This is a genomic window from Yinghuangia sp. YIM S09857 (assembly GCF_051388915.1).
Lineage (GTDB): Bacteria > Actinomycetota > Actinomycetes > Streptomycetales > Streptomycetaceae > Yinghuangia.
The window spans coordinates 205,553-225,192 of the sequence record NZ_JBPKBH010000014.1 but is presented as its reverse complement, the minus strand read 5'-3'; the positions used below and the strand labels follow the sequence as shown (position 1 = coordinate 225,192).

Annotated in this window: 16 protein-coding genes and 1 pseudogene; 9 read left to right on the top strand and 8 right to left on the bottom strand. The window is 71.9% G+C overall.

From position 1 onward, the window contains the following. The 4 genes and pseudogenes from ACRX5S_RS27500 to ACRX5S_RS27485 form a co-directional block, all read right to left on the bottom strand. A pseudogene (locus tag ACRX5S_RS27500) lies at positions 1-574 on the bottom strand (hypothetical protein); the annotation flags it as partial. Further along, on the bottom strand, positions 571-1,608 hold the full coding sequence (locus tag ACRX5S_RS27495) for an AAA family ATPase (protein ID WP_436775791.1): 1,038 nt from the start codon (positions 1,606-1,608) through the stop codon (positions 571-573). The gene ACRX5S_RS27495 and the pseudogene ACRX5S_RS27500, both read right to left, overlap by 4 nt. A 160-nt stretch (positions 1,609-1,768) precedes the next feature. Further along, entirely contained in the window at positions 1,769-4,216 is a 2,448-nt protein-coding gene (locus ACRX5S_RS27490; protein WP_436775790.1) for a hypothetical protein, read from the bottom strand. A 218-nt stretch (positions 4,217-4,434) separates the two neighbouring features. Continuing rightward, positions 4,435-5,031 (bottom strand): hypothetical protein, encoded by a 597-nt coding sequence (locus tag ACRX5S_RS27485; protein WP_436775789.1) that lies wholly within the window; start codon positions 5,029-5,031, stop codon positions 4,435-4,437. A 693-nt stretch (positions 5,032-5,724) separates the two neighbouring features. Here ACRX5S_RS27485 and ACRX5S_RS27480 point away from each other — a divergent pair. Further along, a complete protein-coding gene (locus ACRX5S_RS27480) occupies positions 5,725-7,365 on the top strand; it encodes a type IV secretory system conjugative DNA transfer family protein (RefSeq protein WP_436775788.1) in 1,641 nt (546 codons plus the stop codon). Between the two features lie 220 nt (positions 7,366-7,585). Here the strand turns inward: ACRX5S_RS27480 and ACRX5S_RS27475 are convergent, their stop codons facing one another. From ACRX5S_RS27475 to ACRX5S_RS27465, 3 genes are all read right to left on the bottom strand, one after another. Continuing rightward, positions 7,586-7,771, bottom strand: coding sequence for a hypothetical protein (locus tag ACRX5S_RS27475; RefSeq protein ID WP_436775787.1), 186 nt, complete (start codon positions 7,769-7,771; stop codon positions 7,586-7,588). A 65-nt stretch (positions 7,772-7,836) separates the two neighbouring features. Beyond that, positions 7,837-7,992, bottom strand: coding sequence for a hypothetical protein (locus ACRX5S_RS27470; RefSeq protein WP_436775786.1), 156 nt, complete (start codon positions 7,990-7,992; stop codon positions 7,837-7,839). Between the two features lie 3 nt (positions 7,993-7,995). Beyond that, positions 7,996-9,150, bottom strand: coding sequence for a glycosyltransferase (locus ACRX5S_RS27465; RefSeq protein WP_436775785.1), 1,155 nt, complete (start codon positions 9,148-9,150; stop codon positions 7,996-7,998). Between the two features lie 1,145 nt (positions 9,151-10,295). Here ACRX5S_RS27465 and ACRX5S_RS27460 point away from each other — a divergent pair. From ACRX5S_RS27460 to ACRX5S_RS27430, 7 genes are all read left to right on the top strand, one after another. Further along, positions 10,296-11,057: a group II truncated hemoglobin gene (locus ACRX5S_RS27460; RefSeq protein WP_436775784.1), complete on the top strand. Its 762-nt coding sequence runs from the start codon at positions 10,296-10,298 to the stop codon at positions 11,055-11,057. 375 nt (positions 11,058-11,432) lie between these two features. Further along, a complete protein-coding gene (locus ACRX5S_RS27455; protein ID WP_436775783.1) occupies positions 11,433-12,557 on the top strand; it encodes a serine/threonine-protein kinase in 1,125 nt (374 codons plus the stop codon). Continuing rightward, positions 12,544-12,999 (top strand): hypothetical protein, encoded by a 456-nt coding sequence (locus ACRX5S_RS27450; protein WP_436775782.1) that lies wholly within the window; start codon positions 12,544-12,546, stop codon positions 12,997-12,999. Before ACRX5S_RS27455 ends, ACRX5S_RS27450 begins: the two co-directional genes overlap by 14 nt. Before the next feature lie 47 nt (positions 13,000-13,046). Then, the gene (locus ACRX5S_RS27445) at positions 13,047-14,090 is read left to right on the top strand and encodes a hypothetical protein (RefSeq protein WP_436775781.1); all 1,044 of its coding nucleotides are present in this window, start codon (positions 13,047-13,049) and stop codon (positions 14,088-14,090) included. Positions 14,091-14,147: 57 nt separating this feature from the next. Further along, entirely contained in the window at positions 14,148-14,906 is a 759-nt protein-coding gene (locus tag ACRX5S_RS27440; protein WP_436775780.1) for a vWA domain-containing protein, read from the top strand. After that, positions 14,906-15,763: a PP2C family serine/threonine-protein phosphatase gene (locus tag ACRX5S_RS27435; protein WP_436775779.1), complete on the top strand. Its 858-nt coding sequence runs from the start codon at positions 14,906-14,908 to the stop codon at positions 15,761-15,763. Before ACRX5S_RS27440 ends, ACRX5S_RS27435 begins: the two co-directional genes overlap by 1 nt. Beyond that, on the top strand, positions 15,760-16,938 hold the full coding sequence (locus ACRX5S_RS27430) for a protein kinase domain-containing protein (RefSeq protein WP_436775778.1): 1,179 nt from the start codon (positions 15,760-15,762) through the stop codon (positions 16,936-16,938). The genes ACRX5S_RS27435 and ACRX5S_RS27430 overlap by 4 nt, the downstream gene beginning before the upstream one ends. A gap of 36 nt (positions 16,939-16,974) precedes the next feature. On the opposite strand, the gene galE is transcribed toward ACRX5S_RS27430, so the two are convergent. Continuing rightward, positions 16,975-17,952, bottom strand: coding sequence for a UDP-glucose 4-epimerase GalE (galE, locus tag ACRX5S_RS27425; protein ID WP_436775777.1), 978 nt, complete (start codon positions 17,950-17,952; stop codon positions 16,975-16,977). Between the two features lie 527 nt (positions 17,953-18,479). On the opposite strand from galE, the gene ACRX5S_RS27420 reads away from it, so the two are divergent. Next, positions 18,480-19,541: an iron-containing alcohol dehydrogenase family protein gene (locus ACRX5S_RS27420; RefSeq protein WP_436775776.1), complete on the top strand. Its 1,062-nt coding sequence runs from the start codon at positions 18,480-18,482 to the stop codon at positions 19,539-19,541. Positions 19,542-19,640 lie beyond the last annotated feature (99 nt).

The window sequence follows — 19,640 nt, the reverse complement described above, 5'->3', positions numbered from 1 at the left end:
CCCCCCCCCCCAGGCCCAGGGGATCGGTGCGTACCAGCATCATGGGCCCCACCTCGACCGGCCCGCGCTGCTCGGTGGGCAGGTGGTAGCGGGCCCGGATCTCGGTGCCCGGCGGAACCGCGGGGAGGTCCACCGGGAACACCGGCACACCGGCGACCCGGTCCTCGGCGCGCAGCCCGCGCAGCGTCCGTCCGCCGGTGTTGGCCAGGAAGACGACGCCGCGCGCGGCCTCGTTGCGGGCCACGCGCTTGGGCACGATCTCGCGACGGGCGCGCACGGTGGTCACCGGCCGCGTCCAGGCGAGGGCCGAGACCACGGCGGCCAGAGCGGTGACGCCCAGGGCGACCGCCTCGATGTAGCCGAGTCCCCAGCCGACCGCGCAGAGAGCGATCCCGGCGCCGAGCACCGACCATCCGGAGGCCGTCAGGCGGGAGGCGTTGTCGCCGACCGCGTCCGGGCGTTCCGAGGTGGACGGGGCGTCCGTGCGTGGCGGTGCGGCCGGACGCCCGCTCGGCGGTTCCCTGTCGGGACGCCCGGCGGGGGGCGGGGCATCGGCCTGCCGGGCCGTGGTCATACCCGGGCCTTCGCCATGTGCCCGAGAGCCGGGGCGGGAACGGTCCGCAGCACGTCGTCGAGAACGGACGCCGGGGTGAGGCCGGCGAGTTCGGCATCCGGGGAGAGGATCAGCCGGTGGGCCAGTACCGGCGCCGCGAGGGCCTTGACGTCCTCGGGCAGAAGGTGCGCGCGTTCCTGCGAGGCGGCCCGCACCCGCGCGGCCCGGACCAGGGCGACGCTGCCGCGCGGCCCGGCGCCGAGCCGTACGTGCGGTGACACGCGGGTGGCCTGGGCGATGCGGACGGCGTAGTCGACGACCGCCTCGGCCGCGTTGACGCGCTGCCGGGCGACCTGCACGAACTCCTGGATGTGCTGGGCACCGGCGATGGCGGGCAGCGTCTCGATCGCCGACGCGCCCGCTGAGCCCGCCGCGACCGCGACCTCTGAGCGGTGGTCCGGGTAACCGACGCTGATCCGCATCAGGAAGCGGTCCAACTGTGCTTCCGGCAGTGGGTAGGTCCCCGACATGTCGACCGGGTTCTGCGTGGCCAACACCATGAACGGGCGCGGGACCTGGTGCGTCGTACCGTCGACCGTGACGCTGCCCTCCTCCATCACTTCGAGGAGCGCCGACTGCGTCTTCGGGGAGGCGCGGTTGATCTCGTCGCCGATCACGATGTTTGCGAACACCGGGCCGGGCAGGAACTCGAACCGGTTTGTGGTCTGCCGGAACATCGAGACGCCGGTGATGTCGGACGGCAGCAGGTCGGGGGTGAACTGCACGCGTTGCCAGACCGCGTCGAGCGACGCGGCGATGGCGCGGGCCAGGGTGGTCTTGCCGGTGCCGGGTACGTCCTCGACCAAAAGGTGGCCCTCGGCGAACAGGCAGGTCAGGGCGAGCTCGACGACGTCGCGTTTGCCGGTGAGGGCGCGTTCGATGTTGTCGCCGATGGCGTGGAAGCATTCGCGGAACAGGCGCAGCGCCTCGGGGGCGTGGAAAGCGATCGCGGGCGCCGTCGCGGCCGGGGCCGTCGGGTTCGGAAAGGTGCTCACGGCACTCCAGGTGAACGTCGGGATCGGGACGGAGGAGCCCGGGAAAGGCTCGGAGCCGGCACGGCGGGCCGCGGGTCACGCGGCAGTCTGAGAGCTCCCGCACGGACGGAGCCAGGCAGGTACGCCGCCCGTGCGGGATCTGCCGCCGTACGTCGGTCGGTCACATGGTCGGGACCGGCGCGAGGCGGCGGTTCGGTGCGATGGCAGCGGCGAGTGCCACCGCACCGTGACCGTCCCCCTGGCCGAGGGGAGACGGAATCGGCGGAGCGTCGGGCAGCTCGGGGGCCGAAGCCGCCTTGCTGGAGCTCCATTTGAGCGAGGTGCGCAGGGACGCCGTGGACGCGCTGTTGGACCCGGCGCCGTTCTTCGCCACGACCTTGAAGGTGTACGTCCCGGAGACGCCCTTGACGTCGAACGAGAACGAGGTCGCCGTGGTGTTCCCCGAACCGCCCTTGGTCCCGCGCTTCCAGGACGCGGTGTAGCTGATCTTTCCGCCGGTGGCCTTCGCCGGGGCCTTCCAGCTCAGCGCGGCCTTGCCGCCCGCGGCCGCCTTGGCTGCGAGACCGGTCGGCTTACCCGGTATGACGCAGGGGCGGACCGGCACCGAGGACTTTGAATTCATGGCGCCGTTCGGGTACTCGGCGGTGACGTAGAAGCTGTACTCGCGGTCGCAGGACCCACCCGTGACGGTGAACCGGAACGGACCGTTCGGGGAGCCGACCAGCGGCGTGATGCCCTGATCGGCGCCCTGTCCCACGAGCCGGTACCGCAGCGGCTTGGCGTCCGACGGCGGCTGGAACGTGACGATGATCCGGCCGACGTCCGATTTGACCTGGGGGGTGCTCGGGCGCTGCATCGCCGGCGGCTTGGAGGTCGTCGGTGTCGTGGTCGGCGGGCTGGTCGTGGGCCGTGTCGTGGTCGGCGCGCTGGTGGTGGGTCGCGTCGTGGTCGGGGGATCGGTCGGCTTCGGCGGATCCGTCGGCTTCGGCGGATCGGTCGGCTTCGGCGGATCCGTCGGGATCTGCGTGACGGGCGGCGGCGGATCCGTCGGAACCGGAGGATCGGTCGGCTTCGGCGGGTCCACCGGGGTCTGCGTGACGGGCGGCGTGGGTCGACCCGGCGGCGTATGGGTCTTGGACGGCCTGGGCTCGTCGGGGGTCTTCGACGTCGGAGGACGTGGGGTGTCGCCGCCGCTTTCGCCGCCGTCCCCAACCGGCGGGTCGGGATCCGGTGGGATCGGGGCCGTCGCCGGCGGCGCGCTCGACGAGGTGCCGTCCGGCGACGCGGGAGCGGTCGAGGCGTCCTGGGTAGGTGGGGGCGTCGAGCCGTTGCTCGCCGACGGCACGGGGGTCGACGCGGGGGCCGACGAGGCGGTGAACCCGCCTTCCGGGACACTCTTGGCCGGTGTCGGGTTGCTCGAACTCGTCGCCGAACCCGGCCCCGGGCCCGGGGTGTTCTCGTACTTGCTGATGGTGTGCACCTGGCCCTGCACGTTCACCACGACGGCGGACGCGCTGGCCGGGGCGTTGACCCACAGCAGGCCGTCGCGGACGTGTGCCTCCATCGGTCCCGGTGCGTCGGTGACCTTCACCGGCTCCTCGAAGCCCGCCTTGGCGATGTTGTAGACGAGCAGGTTGCCGCTGGTGCGGTCCGGGATGTACACCCGGACGCCGAGCACCTGCGGCGCCGCGAAGTCGTGCTGCGGGACGGTCAGGGGCGTCGCGGTGATGGCCCCGCTGTCGATGTCGGCGAGGATCAGCGTCCCGGTGTCGGCGGCGAGCACCGGCACGGTCGGGCCTTCGGAGGTCTCCGCCACCAAGACCTTGTTCGGCGCGCCGCGTTGTATGTCCGTGGGCATCTTGATGGTGCGCTCGACACCGGCATCGGAGACGACGACGACGTTCCCGGCGCGCATGTCCGTCACCACGGGACGGCCGGACGCGAGGGTGAGTTGCAGCGGCGCGCCGGCTTCGCCGACCGGGACACGCGCGCCGACCTTGTCGCCGACGACCGATACCAGCTCACCGGTGGACGGCATGACCACCCACAAGGTGCCGTCGGCGTCGGCCGCGGACGTCCCGAGCGGCCTGCCGCCCATGTCGAGCGAGTCGCCGAGGGGCGCGAGGGTGATCGGGTCGATCGCCCGGACGGTGCCCTTGTCGGCGTCGACGACCCAGGCCCTGCCGCCGCCGGAGACGAGGCTGAGGCCGGGGCTCTCGTAGTCGAACGTCTGCGGAACCGTCAGCTGCGTCACGTCGATCCGGCTGAGTCGACCGGACTTCTCGTCGAGGACGAGGACGCTCTTGCCGTCTTCGCTGACCTGCAATTGCGACTGCTCGCCGGCGGGAAGGTCGAGTTTGATCCGCCCGTCGACCTGGCCGGTCAGACCGTTCACATGCGAAATGCTCTTGCGTGAGTCGCTCGACAGCCAGGCGCCGATCTCGGAGAGGTTGGGGTTGCCGCCGGCTGCGCCCACACCGGCGACGACGATCCCCGCGACCAGGGCGCCTGTGGCACTCAGCGCCACCGCGGTGGTTCGTCGGCCGCGGCCGGGGCGCAGGGCATCCCTGGCTCGGGCGGCGAGCGCCAGCGGGCTTATGCGAAGCATCAGCAGCGTGCCTCCTTGTCCTCCGGCCCATGCGCAGGCGCATATAGCCGGTCATGGTGTTCATGCTTGGTCCGGAGGCGGGAGCGGTGCTATCCGCCGTACGCGCGCCCTCGCGCGGCTTTGGGACAGAGGGGCTCCCGGCGCCGCGCCTGAGGGGATTCCGGGCATGCCGGAGCGGGACTCCCCCGGCGTACGAGGTGAGCCCCGCGGGACTGCGTTCAGCGTCTGTCGCGCCGCCACCAGGACGGCTTCGACGGCCGGTCCGGCGGGTCCGTGGACGTGTCGCCGGGCGGCACGATGCTGATGGACCACACCGAGTCGAGCGCGTTGTGGTCGGGCGGGATCGTCCGGGACGGCGGAGGCAGCCGCGGTGGCGGCGGTTCCTCGGCCGCGAGCCTCGGCGGGCTCGCGTATCCGGGCGGTGGCGTCGGCGTCCGCGGTGGTACCGGGGGCGGGGGTGAGTCGGGAACGGCGTCCGCGGGCACCGCGCTGATGGACCACACCGAGTCGAGCGCGTTGTGGTCGGGCGGGATGGTCTGCGGCGGCGGCGCCGGCCGCGATGACCAGGAAGGCGGTACCGCCTCGGCGGGCCGGACGGGCGATGCCGCGGGCGCCGGGGCCGCGGGGTGCACCGGGTGCGCGCGGTTCAGGGCACCGGGGAGAACCGGAGGGGGCGGCGTGCCACGTCGCTTCGTCGCATTTCGGGAGCGGATGTGCATTCCGAAAGCGGCGACGGAGATCAGGCCGGAGGCGGCGATGGTGACCACCAACGTCGTGCGGGTGCCGTCGCGTTCGTCGTCGTTGTCTGCGGACACGGGTTGCGCGAGATCGCGAGGAACCACGTGCAAGGCACTCATCGAGCCCACCGAGTTGTGAAGGGGTCTCGCCGGCAGCTCGGCGCCCATGGCCGGACCGGAGGGCCACGCCAACAACACCAGGCCCCCCGCGGCAGAGGCTGCACGGGCCGCGACGAGCCCACGTGATCGCATGGAGTGCAGCCTAGAAAACACCCCCCGGGCGCGGCTAGTGCCCTACGCCGTTGACGCGTTGGCGGAAGCCTGCGAAGGAGTCGCCGTCCAACGCCTTGGTCGCGCGGGCTTGTGAGTGCCGTGGTCGTCACGGACAGGTGGACGTCCAGGCAGGGGACCTCCCTGTCGACCCGGACCAGGAAACTTCTTGGACCCCATGGCCCGGTGCTTGGGGCGCACCGCGCCTGTCACCTCCCCGGCGGCGACTTCTCATCCACCGAAGGCACGATCGCGCCTTCGGGTGGGGGCGGAGCACAACCCGACCCGGGGGCGTCGACGCGGGGCGAGCCTCACCGCTCCGGCCGCCGCCGGAAGTGACGCGGTACGCAGGTGGATCGGCCGCATAGCGCAACGTTCCCGCCGTTTTACCGTTGTGATCATCCAATCGGTGCGGGATACCGCCGGGAACCCGTGGCTGCCGCCTGCGGTGTTGCAGGCTGGAGCGCCAACCGAGAGCCGACAGGGGGAGCCACACCGCCCATGAGCAGTACGATTCGTCACCGCGGCCCGGACCTTGATGCGATGCAGGTCGGGGTGCTCGTCGCCGTGGTCAACGTCGGCGCCGCGGTCGGTGCGCTGTACATTGCCATTTCGGGGCACCGTCTGATGGCGCTGTTGCCCCTCGTCATCGCCCTGCTCGTGGATTGTGCCTGGTTCTTCTGGTACCGCCGGCGTGGGCAGCGCCTGCACATCGACGCGGCCTCCCGATACATGGCGCAGTCGTCGGAGGCCGTGGACACGACGACCGAAGGTGTCGCCCGCACAGCGGCCACGCTGGGGCTGGACCACCTGGAGACGCCGGGGCTCTACCTCGGCAAGAACGTGCGTGGCGGCCACGATGTGTGGGGGTCCTGGGAGAGCACGTACATCGAGATCGCCGGACCCGGGACGGGCAAGACATCGTGCCGGGCGATCCCCAACATCGTCGCGGCCCCGGGGCCGGTGCTGGTGACGTCCTGCAAGGCCGACATCGTCGAGGCGACGCGGGGAGTACGCGACAAGCGCGGCCGAACCTGGGTGTTCGACCCGCAGAACGTGATGGGGGAAGCTCCGACCTGGTACTGGAACCCGCTCTCGATGGTCGGCGGCGACATCAAGGACGCCACCACGATCGCCGGTCTGTTCATGTCGACCCAGCGCAAGCCGCACATGCAGAGCGACGCGTACTTCGACTCCGCCGCCCAGACTCTGATCGGCCTCCTCCTGTTTGCGGGCAACGCGATCAACGGTCAGGTGACCGATGTGTACCGGTGGCTCCAGCATCCCGACGACGACACCCCCGCGCAGATCATCCGCGACGCCAGGCACGAGTTGGCAGCGCAGGCGTACGAAGGCATGGTGCAACTCCCCAACGAACAGAAGGCGGGCGTGTACGGCGCGGCCCAGTCCTACATGTCGTGGCTCGCGGTGCCGGAGATTCTCCAGTGGATCACTGCGGGCAACGGACGAGAGGAGTTTCCGTGGGTCTCGTTCTCCCGGGAGTCCACGGACACGTTGTACGTCCTCTCCCGGACCGACGACAAGACCGCTTCCCCGGCGGTCAGCTGCCTCACCGCGGCCGCGGTGATCGCGGGTGAGACCGGTTCGGCCAAGATGCCCGGGGGCCGGCTGCCGCGCCCCTTCCTCGTGGTGCTCGACGAGGCGGCCAACGTCGCGCAGTTGCAGCTCTGGCCGAACCGCTACTCGCACTACGGCTCACGGGGCATCATCATGATGACCATGCTCCAGTCCTGGTCGCAGGGCGCCGGTGTGTGGGGTGCGGCGGGCATGGGGAAGCTCTGGGGGGCGTCGTCGGTGCGGGTGGTCGGCAGCGGCGGCACGGAGGCCGGACTGCTGGGCGACATGACCAAGGTCGCGGGGATCTTCGAGGCGTCCACCACCGGGTTGAGCGGTGGGCGGTGGGACTGGTTCGCGAGCAATGTGAAGCGCGGGTCGAGGCCGGAGAACGTCCTGCACCGCTCCGACCTGACGAGCTTGCCGCGGGACCGTGCCTTCGTCCAGATCAGCGGTCAGAAGCCGATCCTGCTCAAGTCCGTGCCGTGGACAGAGACCCCCTACGCGGACGAGATCCGGGCGTCGATCGCGAAGTACGGGAACGGCCACGCAGGGGAGCCGAGGTAGTCGACGGTGGCCGAGGCGCCCCGTTCTCCAGCTGACAGCCCGCCTCTGCCTGGCTGTTCGGTGGGTGGGGCCACTGCGGTCCCGGCGCAAACTGCGCGCCGAGGGGTTGGCGGAAGGACGACCGGGTTCGAGACCGCGCGAGTTGCTTCCGCGTACACCGGCGACGGCCCGGTCTTTGCGGTGGACCGCCGACCGACGGTGGAATCCCCGCGTCCGCCGCCTACCAGCGTGCCGCCACCGCGTGGTACGTCGTCCCCGGCCACGGCACGGCCCCAGGCCCGGCGGTCGCCCGCGCGGGCGTCGCCGAGTCGTCGGCCTGCGCGGGGATCGCCGCAGCGGCGGCGATACCGGCCGCCGCGCGCACGGCCGCGCACCGGCGCCGCAGTCCGGAGCCCGGACGGACCACGGTGTTCCTCCCCGATCGTGGACGGCACGCGCGGGCGGCGACGGGCGCCGCCACGCGCGGGCGGGTCAGCGGGACTTGCGGGCGGGGGCGATCCGCTTGAGCGCGAGGCCCGCGCTGAACAGCGTGAACGCGGCCACGAGCGCCCACACGACATTGACGCCGGTGGCGGCGAGGCTCCCTGCGGTTCCTCCCGCCGCGACTCCGGTGCTGGCGTTGTACATCGGTCACCACTTCCTTTCCTTGTTGCGGACGGCGTCCCAGAACGCCTTGCCCTGGGCTGCCTGGAGGTACAGGTCGAAGGCCATCTCGACCACGATCACGGCGGCGAGCGCCATCTGCGCGGGGCCCCGGCGGCGTACGGTGACGCACCGCTCCAGGGCGAAGATCAGGGTCACGGCCAGCCACAGCGGGCGGACCAGCAGGCCGCCGTCGGCGACGAGGGCGTACGCGACCGAGCCCAGGTAAATTGCGATCACCAATAGGCCGACAAGCGACAGGAGTTGGCGTCCCCAGTAGGCGCGGGTGACGTACGTCCAGCCGTAGTCGGTGAGGTTCTCCAGTGCGCCGCGCTTCCAGCGCAGCCGCTGGTTGAACAGGTCGCGCCAGGTCTCCATGACCTCGGTCTCCAGCGCGCACTGCGGCGGGCAGATGATGCGCAGGCCCAAGTGCAGGATCGCGAGGGTGAGTTCGTTGTCCTCCGTGAGCACGCGCGTGTCGTAGACGTGTGCGTTGCCGGGGAGTCCGCCGTCGGCGCGGGCGGCGACGACCTCGTGGAGGGTGAGCGCGCGGAAGAGCGTCGCGGTGCCGGTGAGGACGAGGGCGCGGCCTTGCAGGCGCTGGACGTCGCGCGCGTAGCGGGCGTATTCGTTGCGCTGCAACATGCCGACGAACCCGCCGCCGGGCTTGCCGGTGAAGGTGCCGCCGACGGCGGCGTACCGGCCCTCGGCGAGGGTGTCGAGGCCGTGGCTCAGGAACTCGGGGCCGAGCGCGGAGTCGGCGTCCATGACCAGGACGGCGTCGTCGGCGCCGAGGGTCGGCAACAGGCCGTCGAGGACCTGGTTGAGCGCACCGGCCTTCTTGTGCCGGTTGCCGACCGTGTGGCGCACCTCGGCACCGAGCGAACGGGCGATCTCGGCGGTGCGGTCGGTGCAGTTGTCGGCGACGACGATGATGCGCTCGGGCGGACGTTGCTGCATCAGCAGCGATTCGATCGTCTCGGCTATCTGCGCTTCCTCGTTGTGCGCGGGCACCAGCGCGGTGATGCGCATGCGGGAGGGCTCGGCCTGGGGGAGCGAACGCTGATGGCGGCGCTTGGGTCGCAGCCGCGCGCGCAACCCCGGCTGTTCCTGGGCGCGCGGGAGCACGACGGTGGGGGCCATGGGTCCGTCTCCGAAGATGTACGCGAAGGCACGCGCCCGCAGCTCGCGGTCGCGTGGGAGGCGGGCCCCGAACCCGCGAAGCATGATCGTGCGGCCGGAGGGTCGATTTGTAAACCTGGAGAAAGTCCGTGGATGTCCTGGTATCTGGACCGAACGCCAGAGGTACCAAGGGTCTTGTGGGATTGGGCTGGTATGTGAGGGTGCGTAACGTCACAGCTATCAAGTTCAACAAAAGCGGCAAAAGCGACAATCCGCCGGGTGTGGCGGTGCTCGCGCCGCGTCGCTCCGGTGCTGCCCCTGCACTGGCCCCGTCGCGCCAACCGCGGAGCGCGCGCCACGCCCAGGCTCCCTTGCACCCCCGCACCGCGCGGCACCAGTGTCGCCCCCGCGCCTGCGTCGCGCCGCGCCCGCCCCCGCGCCCGCGTTGCGCGGCACCAGTGTCGCCCCCGCGCCTGCGCCCGCGTTGCGCGGCGCCAGCGTCACGCCTGCGCCCGCCTTGCCCCGCGCGAACGTTGCCCTGCGCCTGCGCTTGCGTTGCGCCGCGCCTGCGTTGCGCGGCGCCAGCGTCACGTGCGCCCGCCTTGCCCCGCGCCAACATTGCCCCGCGCCTGCGCTTGCGTTGCCCCGCGCCTGCGTTGCGCCCGCGCTACTCCGCGCCTGCGTTGCGCCGCGCCCGCGTTAGCCCGCGTTACCCTGCGCCCGCGTTGCTAGGCACCAGCCTTACACCTGCGTCGCGCCGGGCCGGCGTCGCGCGGTACCAGCGCCTGCGCCCACGACCGCATTGCCCCCGCGCCTGCGTCGCGCCGGGCGGCCGTGCCCACCCTGTACGGCGGCCACCTCACGCCCGACCCACTGACGCACGCCGGCTGCCGTGTTGCCGCATCGCGCCGCGCTTGCGCAACCCGGGAGCACGCGCCCCCGCTCTGCTCGCCAACGCGCGTGCGTGTTCGCACGGCGTCGCGTCCGCGGTCACCCCCCGCTCGCGCGTCGCGTCCGCGCGTCCCCCCTTGCCCCCGCCCGCCCGCCCGCGCCTCGCGGCCCGCCCCCCGTCGCCCACGCCCTATGCCTCGCGCGCGTGGGGAATCATCCCTCGGCGTAGGGTCGTTGGGGCGGGAAAACCCGTCTTCGAGCCCAGGGGCGCGAGCATGATTGTCGAGTACATCCGCTACACCATCCCCGAGTCCGACGCCGCGGCGTTCGAGGCCGCGTACGGCCGTGCAGCCGCCTCATTGCGCGCGGCGCCGCAATGTGCCGACTACGAGCTGTCGCGCTGTACCGAGGAGCCTGGCTCCTACGTGCTGCGCATCCGCTGGACGTCCGCCCCCGACCATCTGGAGGGCTTCCGGAAGGGCGAGCACTTCCCCGCGTTCTTCGCCGAGATCAAGCCGTACTTCTCGAACATCCAGGAAATGCGCCACTACGAGGTGACCGACGTCGTCGGAACCGGCGGGTCCAACCCCACGTTGTTCGAGTGGGCCGGCGGCGCCGAGGCGCTCGACCGGCTGTTCACCCGTTTCTACGAGCGCGTCGCCGAAGACGAGGTGCTCGCACCGGTGTTCGCCGGGATGGATGCGCACCACGCGCAACACGTCGCCGCCTGGCTCGGCGAGGTGTTCGGCGGCCCCGAGGTCTACAGCACCGAACACGGCGGCCACCAGCACATGGCGTCCATGCACCTCGGCCGGGGGATCACCGAGACCCAGCGGCGGCGCTGGGTCGCCCTGCTCGTCGACACAGCGGACGAGGTCGGGCTGCCGGACGATCCGGAGTTCCGCGGCGTGCTGGCGTACTACCTGGAGTGGGGCACGCGCATGGCGATCATCTACTCCGGTTCGAACCCGCCGCCGCTCCCGCAGACCCCCATGCCGCGGTGGGACTGGGGGCTCACGCCGCCGTGGAAGGGCTGATCGGGAAGGGCTGGGACGAGCTGACCGGGACGGGCTGACGGGGAAGGGCTGACGGGGAAGGGCCGATCGCGCACCGGCGGGTCGCCTTCGGCCGCGTCGACACCCCCGGTGGGGGCGGTCTCGCCGGTTTGCTTACCGGGAGGCGTCCTTTCCCGGGACAATCCTTATGCGGGCGTCCGGCACCAGGCGACTGCCGTGCGGGGGCGGGCTAGGGAGTGTCCTCAAATTACCGTCGGATAGCCCGCGGGTCGTGGTGTGTGCGCTCGCAAGGCCCGGCCCGCGGCTCGGCCTGGGTTTGGCTTGGGAGGGCCGTCAAGGCCCGGCGTCGCGGGACCGGCGGGAATTTGAAGGCACGACCCAGGGGAGGGAGGCAGCGTGAGGACGCCGTTGAGCGATCCGCAGCGGGTGGGGCCGTACCAGATCGTCGGACGGCTCGGCTCCGGCGGCATGGGGTGGGTGTACCTGGGACGTTCGCCGACCGGCCGCATGGTGGCGGTCAAGGTCGTGCGCCCAGAACTGGCCATGGAGCCCGAGTTCCGGGACCGCTTCGAGCGCGAGGTCGACGCCGCGCGGGCCGTCGGCGGACTCTTCACCGCGGCCGTCGTCGACGCGGACACCCAGGGCGACCCGCCGTGGCTGGCCACGGTCTACGTTCCCGGCCCGTCGCTGGCCGAGGAGGTGGCCCGCAACGGACCACTCCCCGAACCGCAAGTCCGGTTGCTGGGCGCTGGGTTGGCGGAGGCACTGCGGGCGATCCACGCGGCGGGTGTCGTCCACCGCGACCTCAAGCCGTCGAACGTCCTGCTCGCTCCCGACGGTCCCCGCGTCATCGACTTCGGCATCTCGCGCATGCTCGGCGCCGCGGGGCTCACGCGGAGCGGAATCGTGCTCGGCACCCCGGCGTTCATGTCGCCGGAGCAGATCACCGGCATGGTGGTGGGGCCGTCGACCGACCTTTTCTCGCTCGGCGGCGTCCTGCTGTTCGCCGCCACGGGCGGGCAGCCCTTCCCGGGAGGCGAAGGCCACTTGTACCGGCTCGTCCACGGGGAACCCGAACTCGACGGAGCCCCCGACGGATTGCGTGATCTGATCCGGCGGTGCCTCGCCAAGGAGCCCGCCGAGCGTCCGAACCTGGACGACATGCTCACGGAACTTCTCGCCGATTCCCGGGCGTTCGCCGACGGTGGGCCCAAGTCCGAACAAAACAACCACGATTCGCACCCGGGCTCTGCCAAGAGCAGCGCAGGCACCGCCGGTTCAGGCCCCGGTGCGAGCGCCGGTTCAAGCCCCGGTTCGAGCGCCGAACAGGCCATCCGCGCCGGCGCCTGGCCCTTCCCCGCCGTGGCCGAGACGCTGCGGGTGCACGCGCTGCCGCCGTCCGGCCACGCCGGGACGCCGGGGCCCACGGCCTCGTGCCTCACCCTGCACGCGCAGACGCTGCTGGACGCCGGGCTGACCGGCGAGATGATCGTCGAGGCGATGACCCGTGCCGGACGTTGAGCACAGTCGGCCGCAGGTGCACCTGCTCGGCTCGGACTGGCGTGTGCTGCTGGACCGTTGGGCCGTCCGGCACCAACTGCGCACGACCGCCGACACCGTCTCGGTGACCCTGGAGTTCGACATCCCGTCGACCGAACGCCTTTTGACCGTACGGTTCATGACGACGTCGAGCCTCCTGGTCGCGTTCATGACCAACGGCCGTACGCTCCGCCACGACCAGTTGGCCACCGCCGCGGCCGCCGCAAACGCCTGGAACACCGAGCAGTTGGTGCCCATGCTGTCGGTGTGGGACGTACGCGGTCCGCACCCCTGTATCGCCGGAACCTGCACGCTGCCGCTCTCCTGCCGCCTCACCCAACCCGATTTCGACGCGCTGGCGACGCGTTGGGTGGAGCACGGGAGGACGTTGTTCACGCGCTGCCAGGAATTGTTCCGGCTCTGAACCGCACGCCGATAGAATGCGGCATTCCTCATGGGGTGGGGGCGCGCATGACCTGGACGCGAGTGCGGAATTCGGCCGCGGTCGCGAGTGCCGTGCTGCTTCTCGGCCTGTCTCCGACGGCCCGGTCGACGGCCGTCGCGAACTCCGCCGACCCGCCCGGCATCGTGCTTCCCGACGGATGCGCCGCGGGAGCCCCCGCGCAGCTCGACAAGCCCGCGCTGCGCTGCCTCGCCGAGGCGGCGCGGTCCTCGCGCACGGGCGCCGTCGTGGTCACGCTCACGCGCCCGCTGGGGCTGGTGAGCCTGGACGCCACGGACGTCCGCGAGGCCCAAAAGGCATTCGCCGGGGGCCGGTTCGCGGTCGTGCTGCCGAGCGGCAACAGCGGCGTGGGCGGGAGTCTGCTGTTCGCCCTCGCCGCCGACCCGTCGAGCCGCGTCGTCGCACGCGACAGCTCGGTCGCCCGCCTCGACCCGGCCACGGTCATGCTGCTCAGGTCGGCGGGAGGCTGTACCGAGATATGCGAACTGCTGGGCGCCGCACCGCCCGAGGGGCTGCCGGGGGACCAGCTCGTCGCCGACCGGCACGCGCAGGAGAACGGCGCCGTGCTGATGCTGCCCACCCGGAACACCGGCGGCGGTGACGGGGGAGTACCGGCCTGGACGCTCGTCCTCCCCGTCCTCGCACTCGCCGTCGTGCTCGCGCTCGCGGTGCCCGTACGGCGCCGCCTCGCCGCGCAACGTGCCTACGGCGGCGGGCCGGAGGTATACACGGCCACCGCCACGGCCACCGCCGCGAACACGTCTGTCGCCACGGCCGCCACCGCGACCACCGCGACACCGGCGCCCCCGACCCGACCGACCGCGGGAGCGCCGTCCTCGGGCCGCGTCCGGCCCGGCGGCCCGACGCGTACCGCGACCGTGCGCACCAGCCTGCACCCGCAGGGATATGTCGAACTCGACCGCTGCCTCGTCCGTGCCACCTGGGCGGACACCGGCGATCCGCCGGCTGTGGGGGAATCCGTCGAAACCTTCGCCGCCCAGTCCGGGGCCCTGCCGGCCGTCCGGGCGTCGGCGCGGCGGGGAAAGAACTGAGGGGGTCGTACCTTGCCCGGCAATCGCTGGGGACGGTCGGTGCCGCAGGACGCCCCCGTGCCCCGACAGCAGGCGGCGCCGCAAGACGCGTACGCCGACATCGACTTCGAGAACAACGCGCAGCGCCTGCCGCTCGTCCTGTGCCTGGACACGTCGAGTTCGATGGGTGGCGCGCCCATCGCGACGCTCAACGAGGCGCTCGGCCAGTGGGCGCGCGAGCTGCACGACGACGTCAGCCTGAGCGCGAGCGTCGAGGTCGCGGTCATCACCTTCGGCGGTACGGGAGTTGCCGCCTGGCGCGGGCCGCACGCGATCCCGCCCGGCCAGCCCGGGACGCCGTTCGTCCCGGCCCACCAGTTTCAGGCACCGCACTTGGCGGCGACCGGTGTGACGCTGCTGACCGAGGCCGTCGAACTGGCCATGCAAATCGTCGCGGCCCGCAAACAGGAGCTGCGACAGGCCGGACTCCAGTACTACCGCCCGCAGATCTGCCTCATGACCGACGGCCTGCCGACCGACACACAGGGGCAACTCACCGACACCTGGCAGCGGTTGGTGCCGGTTCTGGCCGACGAGCAGGAGAAGCGGCACTTCCGGCTGTACGCGATCGGCGTCGGCGGTATCACCCCGCAGGGCCTGGACGTACTGCGGGCGCTCGCACCGGCGTTCCACGCGCAGTTGCAGGGTTTCCCGTTCCGCGAGCTGCTGGCGATGATGTCGGCGAGCGCGAACGCCGAGCAAAAGGGCGCGGGCGACGAGGTGTTCGAGAAGATCTTCCACCAGTTCCGCACCCAGCGCTCCGCGTGGGAGCCCTGATGGGGCCGCGCGGGCAGGGCAGCCTGTGGCGTACGCACGGCATCAGCGTCGAGGGTTACCGGCACCGGCGAGAGGGCGTGCCGTGTCAGGACGCATGGGCCGAGGCCGCGACGGGACCCGAACACGCCCGCGTGGTGGTGCTGGCGGTCGCGGACGGCGCGGGCAGCCGACCGCGCTCCGACGAGGGTTCGCAGTTGGCGGTACACCTGGCCACCGCCTACTTCGCCGAACGCGTGCGCACCGCACATCTGTTCGCGAACAGCACGGGTGCCACGGCAGTGGACGGCCGGGCCGCACACGAACTACTCGGCGACACCTTCCTGGAGGTCCGCGACGAGTTCCTGCGCCGGACCGGCGAAAACGGCGGCCGCCCCGACGACTTCGCCACCACGCTCACCGTCGTCGTGCTCGCCCCGACCTGGATCGGGTACGCGAGCGTCGGCGACGGCTTCGTAATCCTCCGCGCCGGTTCCGACGGCGGCACCCCGCTCTACCACCTGCTGCCGCAGCCCGAGGCGGTGAGCGAATACAGCAACGAGACCGTGTTCCTGACGTCCCGTGACGCGCCGCGCCGGTTCCACACCGAATGCGTCCTCGACCCGGAGGCGAACGGCGTCCTGCTGTCCACGGACGGCCTGGCGCAGGCCGCGATCTCGTGGTTCGGCGGACGCGCGATCGACCCGAACAAGTCCTTCGCGACCGCCGTCTTCCGCTCCCTCGACAACCCCGGACCCGACCCGCGGGCGGACGAGGACGCCCTCGCCACCCTCCTGCGCTCGGACCGTCTCACCGCGCTGAACGCCGACGACAAGACCCTGCTGCGAGCCGTGCGGGACGTGCCGGTGATGCGCCCGTGACGACCGAACGACGCTTGCGCGTGGGCGACGACGAAGTGGTGCTCAGCAGCGGCGTCGCCCCCAAGGGCGGCGGCCAGGCGGCCGTGTACCCCCTCGCGGACCGCCCCGGCACCGTCGTGAAGCTCTACCGCGAACCGCAGGGCCCCGACCAGGAGCGCCGCGTCGAACGCATGCTCAACCTGACCCCGCTCGGCGGACGGCCCACCAACACCTCCCAGCCGCCCGAACTCGCCTGGCCCACCGCCGTGGTGCGCGGCGTCGACGGCGAATTCCTCGGCTACGCCATGCGCCGCTTCGGCGAACCCGAACACGTACCGCTCATCGGCCTGTTCACCCGCGCCCAGCGCCTGCGCTGCTTCCCGCCGCGGACCGACTGGCGGTTCCTGCTCGGCGTCTGCTGGAACCTCGCCTTCATGACCGCCCGCATGCACCACGAGGGTCTGGTCATCGGCGACTTCTCCAGCAACAACATCGTGGTCGACGGCAACGGCTTCGTCACCCTGCTCGACTGCGACTCCATCGCCTTCACCGACCCGGCCAGCGGCGAGCACTTCCCGGCCCTCATGCAGACCGCCGACTACTCCGCCCCGGAACGCCAGGCCGGCGGCCCCGCCACCCGGCACACCGACAACTTCGCCCTCGCCGTCCTCATCTACCAGTTGCTGACCGTCGGCAACCACCCCTTCGGCGGCGTACCGCACGGCAGCAGCAGCGACAGCACCATCAAGGACAACATCGCGGCCAGTTGCTCCTACGTCGTCCACCCGGAGGCCGTCACGACCCCGCGCAACATGATCGAGCCCACCGTCCTGCCGCCCTCACTCCTGGCCCTCGCCCGCCAGGCCTTCGGCCCCGGCGTCCACCAGCCCGACTCCCGCCCCTCCGCCGAGGACTGGCTCCGCGCCCTCGACAGCGAACGCTCCCGCGTCGAGACCTGCCCCGCCCGCCCCCGCCACACCTACGGCTTCCACCTCACCACCTGCCCCTGGTGTACCCGAACCCGAGCCACCGGCCAAGACCCCTTCAACCTCCCCCCACCCCGTCCCCCACTCCCCACCCCACCCCCAACCACCCCGCCTCCCACCTCAACCCCCTTCCCGCGAACCCTCCTCTACGCCCTGATAGCCCTCGTGGCAGTCCTGGCCGTGGCAGTAGCCCTCGCAGCAGGCTCCTGAGGTTCCCGCTGACCGCGAAGGCCGGCCGCGCCGCCGCTACGTGACTGGGTGCGCCACCGCCGCGCGGGCACGCCACGCCGAGGCGACCATGTCCTGGACGCCATAACGAGCCTTGAATCCCAATTCGCGCCCGATCCGCTCCGCGGACGCCACCACCCGCGCCGGATCCCCAGGCCGCCGGGGCCGAACAACGGCCGCCACGTCCTCGCTCCCCACCTCGGCGAGGATCAGTTCGATCATCGCGCGGACCGAAGTGCCTTCTCCACGGCCGACGTTGAGTGTCAGTCCCGCATCGGGGTCGGCGAGCAGGCGGCCGGCGGCGGCCGTGTGCGCGTCGGCGACGTCCTGCACGTGGATGTAGTCGCGCACACACGTCCCGTCAGGGGTCGGGTAGTCGTCGCCGAAGATGAGCGGCGCCGCGCCCGCGCGCAGGCGCTCGAAGACCATGGGCACGAGGTTGAAGACGCCGGGGTCGGCCAATTCGGGCGCGCCCGCGCCGGCGACGTTGAAGTAGCGGAGCGACACATAGGCGATGCCGTGCGCCGCGGCAGTCGCCCGGATCAGCCATTCGCCGGCGAGCTTGCTCTCGCCGTACGGGTTGACGGGCAGGCAGGCAGAGCCCTCGTCGACCAGGTCGGTGTCCGGCGTGCCGTAGACGGCGGCGCTGGAGGAGAACACGAAGCGCTGCACACCCGCATCCACGACGGCGGCCAGCAGTGTGCGCAGGCCCTCGACGTTCTCCTCGTAGTAGTACAGCGGCCGGGCCACCGACTCGTCGACGCGCTTCTTCCCGGCGATGTGCACGACCCCGTTGACCGCATGGTTCTTCAGCACGGTGTCGAGCAGCACACGATCGAGGACCGATCCGACCACGAGCGGCACGCCGTCGGGCACCCGGTCGGCGGAGCCGGTCGAGAGGTCGTCGAGCACGACCACGTCGAACCCGTCGGACCGCAGTGAGCGCACGACGTGCGCGCCGATGTACCCGGCGCCGCCGGTGACCAGCCAACTCATCGGTCCAGGCTAACGGCAGATGGAAGGCCGCCGGGCCGCTTGGCGCAGCGGGTTGGCCCAGGCGGTGGAGCAGCCGTCTGCATCGGACTGGCTTCGGCTGTTCACCGTGTGTTCAACTAGGCGCACACGTTTTCGAACGTGAGGGCCCCGGCGGCGCCCGATGCCGTGGCACGGCCCTGTTTTGCGTGACCGGCGCCACAGCGCCGCTGTCTCCCGAGGTCCGACGTGCGCGTTCCATGCGCCCGAGTGACCGCAATCGAGAACCACGAGAAGCAGGAGACAGTGCATGACCGGCCGCATCCTCGCAGCAGGCACAGGCCGCCGTCTCCACTTGCAACCGATGGCGCCCCGCAGGAAAGCCCCCGCCACCGCTCACGGCGCCCCGACCACGGCACCGCGACCCCACGCGTCGAGGCGACCGTGAACCCGCGCCTCGATCCCCTCCCCACATCCGCCCCCACGACGCCGCCCACCGCCCCGACCCGCACCGGCGCACCCGAAGCCCCGAACCACCTCCGGGAGATCGCGTGCCGGTACTGACGCGGCTCGTGTCGGCGCCGCTCACGGTCGACATCCGGCCCGGGGCGCTCGAAGACCTCGGGGCGATCCTCAGCGACCGCCGGGTGTCGACGTCCGGACGCCTGGCGCTGGTGGTCAGCGACGGCTCGGGCGCGCGGCTGCGCGACCGGCTCGCGGCCTCGATGCCCGCGGCCGACTGGTTCCCGATCCGCGGCGGCACCCTCGACTCGGCGGTCGACCTCGCGGCGCGGCTGACCAAGGGGAACTACGACGCGGTCGTCGGCGTCGGCGGCGGACGGGTGCTCGACGCGACGAAGTACGCCGCCTCGCGCGTCGGCCTGCCCATGGTCGCGGTCGCCACCAACCTCGCGCACGACGGCATCGCGTCGCCGGTGAGCATCCTCGACAACGAGTCGGGGCGCGGCTCGTACGGCGTCCCCATGCCCATCGCCCTCGTCGTCGACCTGGACGTCATCCGTACGTCCCCGATCCGCTTCGTACGCTCCGGCATCGGCGAGGCCCTCTCCAACCTCTCCGCCCTCGCCGACTGGGAACTCTCCGCCGAGCACACCGGCGAGGACCTGGACGGCCTGGCCGCCGCCTTCGCCCGTACCGCCGCCGAAGCCCTCCTCAACCGCCCCCAGGACGCCGACGACGAAGCCTTCCTCGCCACCCTCGCCGAGGGCCTGGTCATGTCCGGCCTCGCCATGTCCGTCGCCGGCACCACCCGCCCGTGCAGCGGCGCCTGCCACGAGATCTCGCACGCCGTCGACCTCCTCCACCCCGGCCTCGACGGTCTCCACGGCGAACAAGTCGGCCTCGGCGCCGTCTTCGCCAGCCACCTCCGCGGCGACACCGACCTCGCCACCCGCCTCGCCACCTGCCTGGACCGCCACAACCTCCCCATAGTCCCCGCCCAACTCGGCCTCACCGAAGCCCAGTTCGTCGACGTCCTCCACCACGCCCCCAACACCCGCCCCGGCCGCTACACCATCCTCGAACACCTCGACCTCCCCCCAACCACCCTCCACGAAGCCGTCCGCACCTACATCGACACGTACGGTTCGTGAGTCAGCCGGCGGCCGTCGCCGTTGACTGCTGCGGCCAGGCACTCCAACGAGATTGTCCGGTCCCGTCGCGGCCGGTGGTACTGGCTCCATATCCTCGGA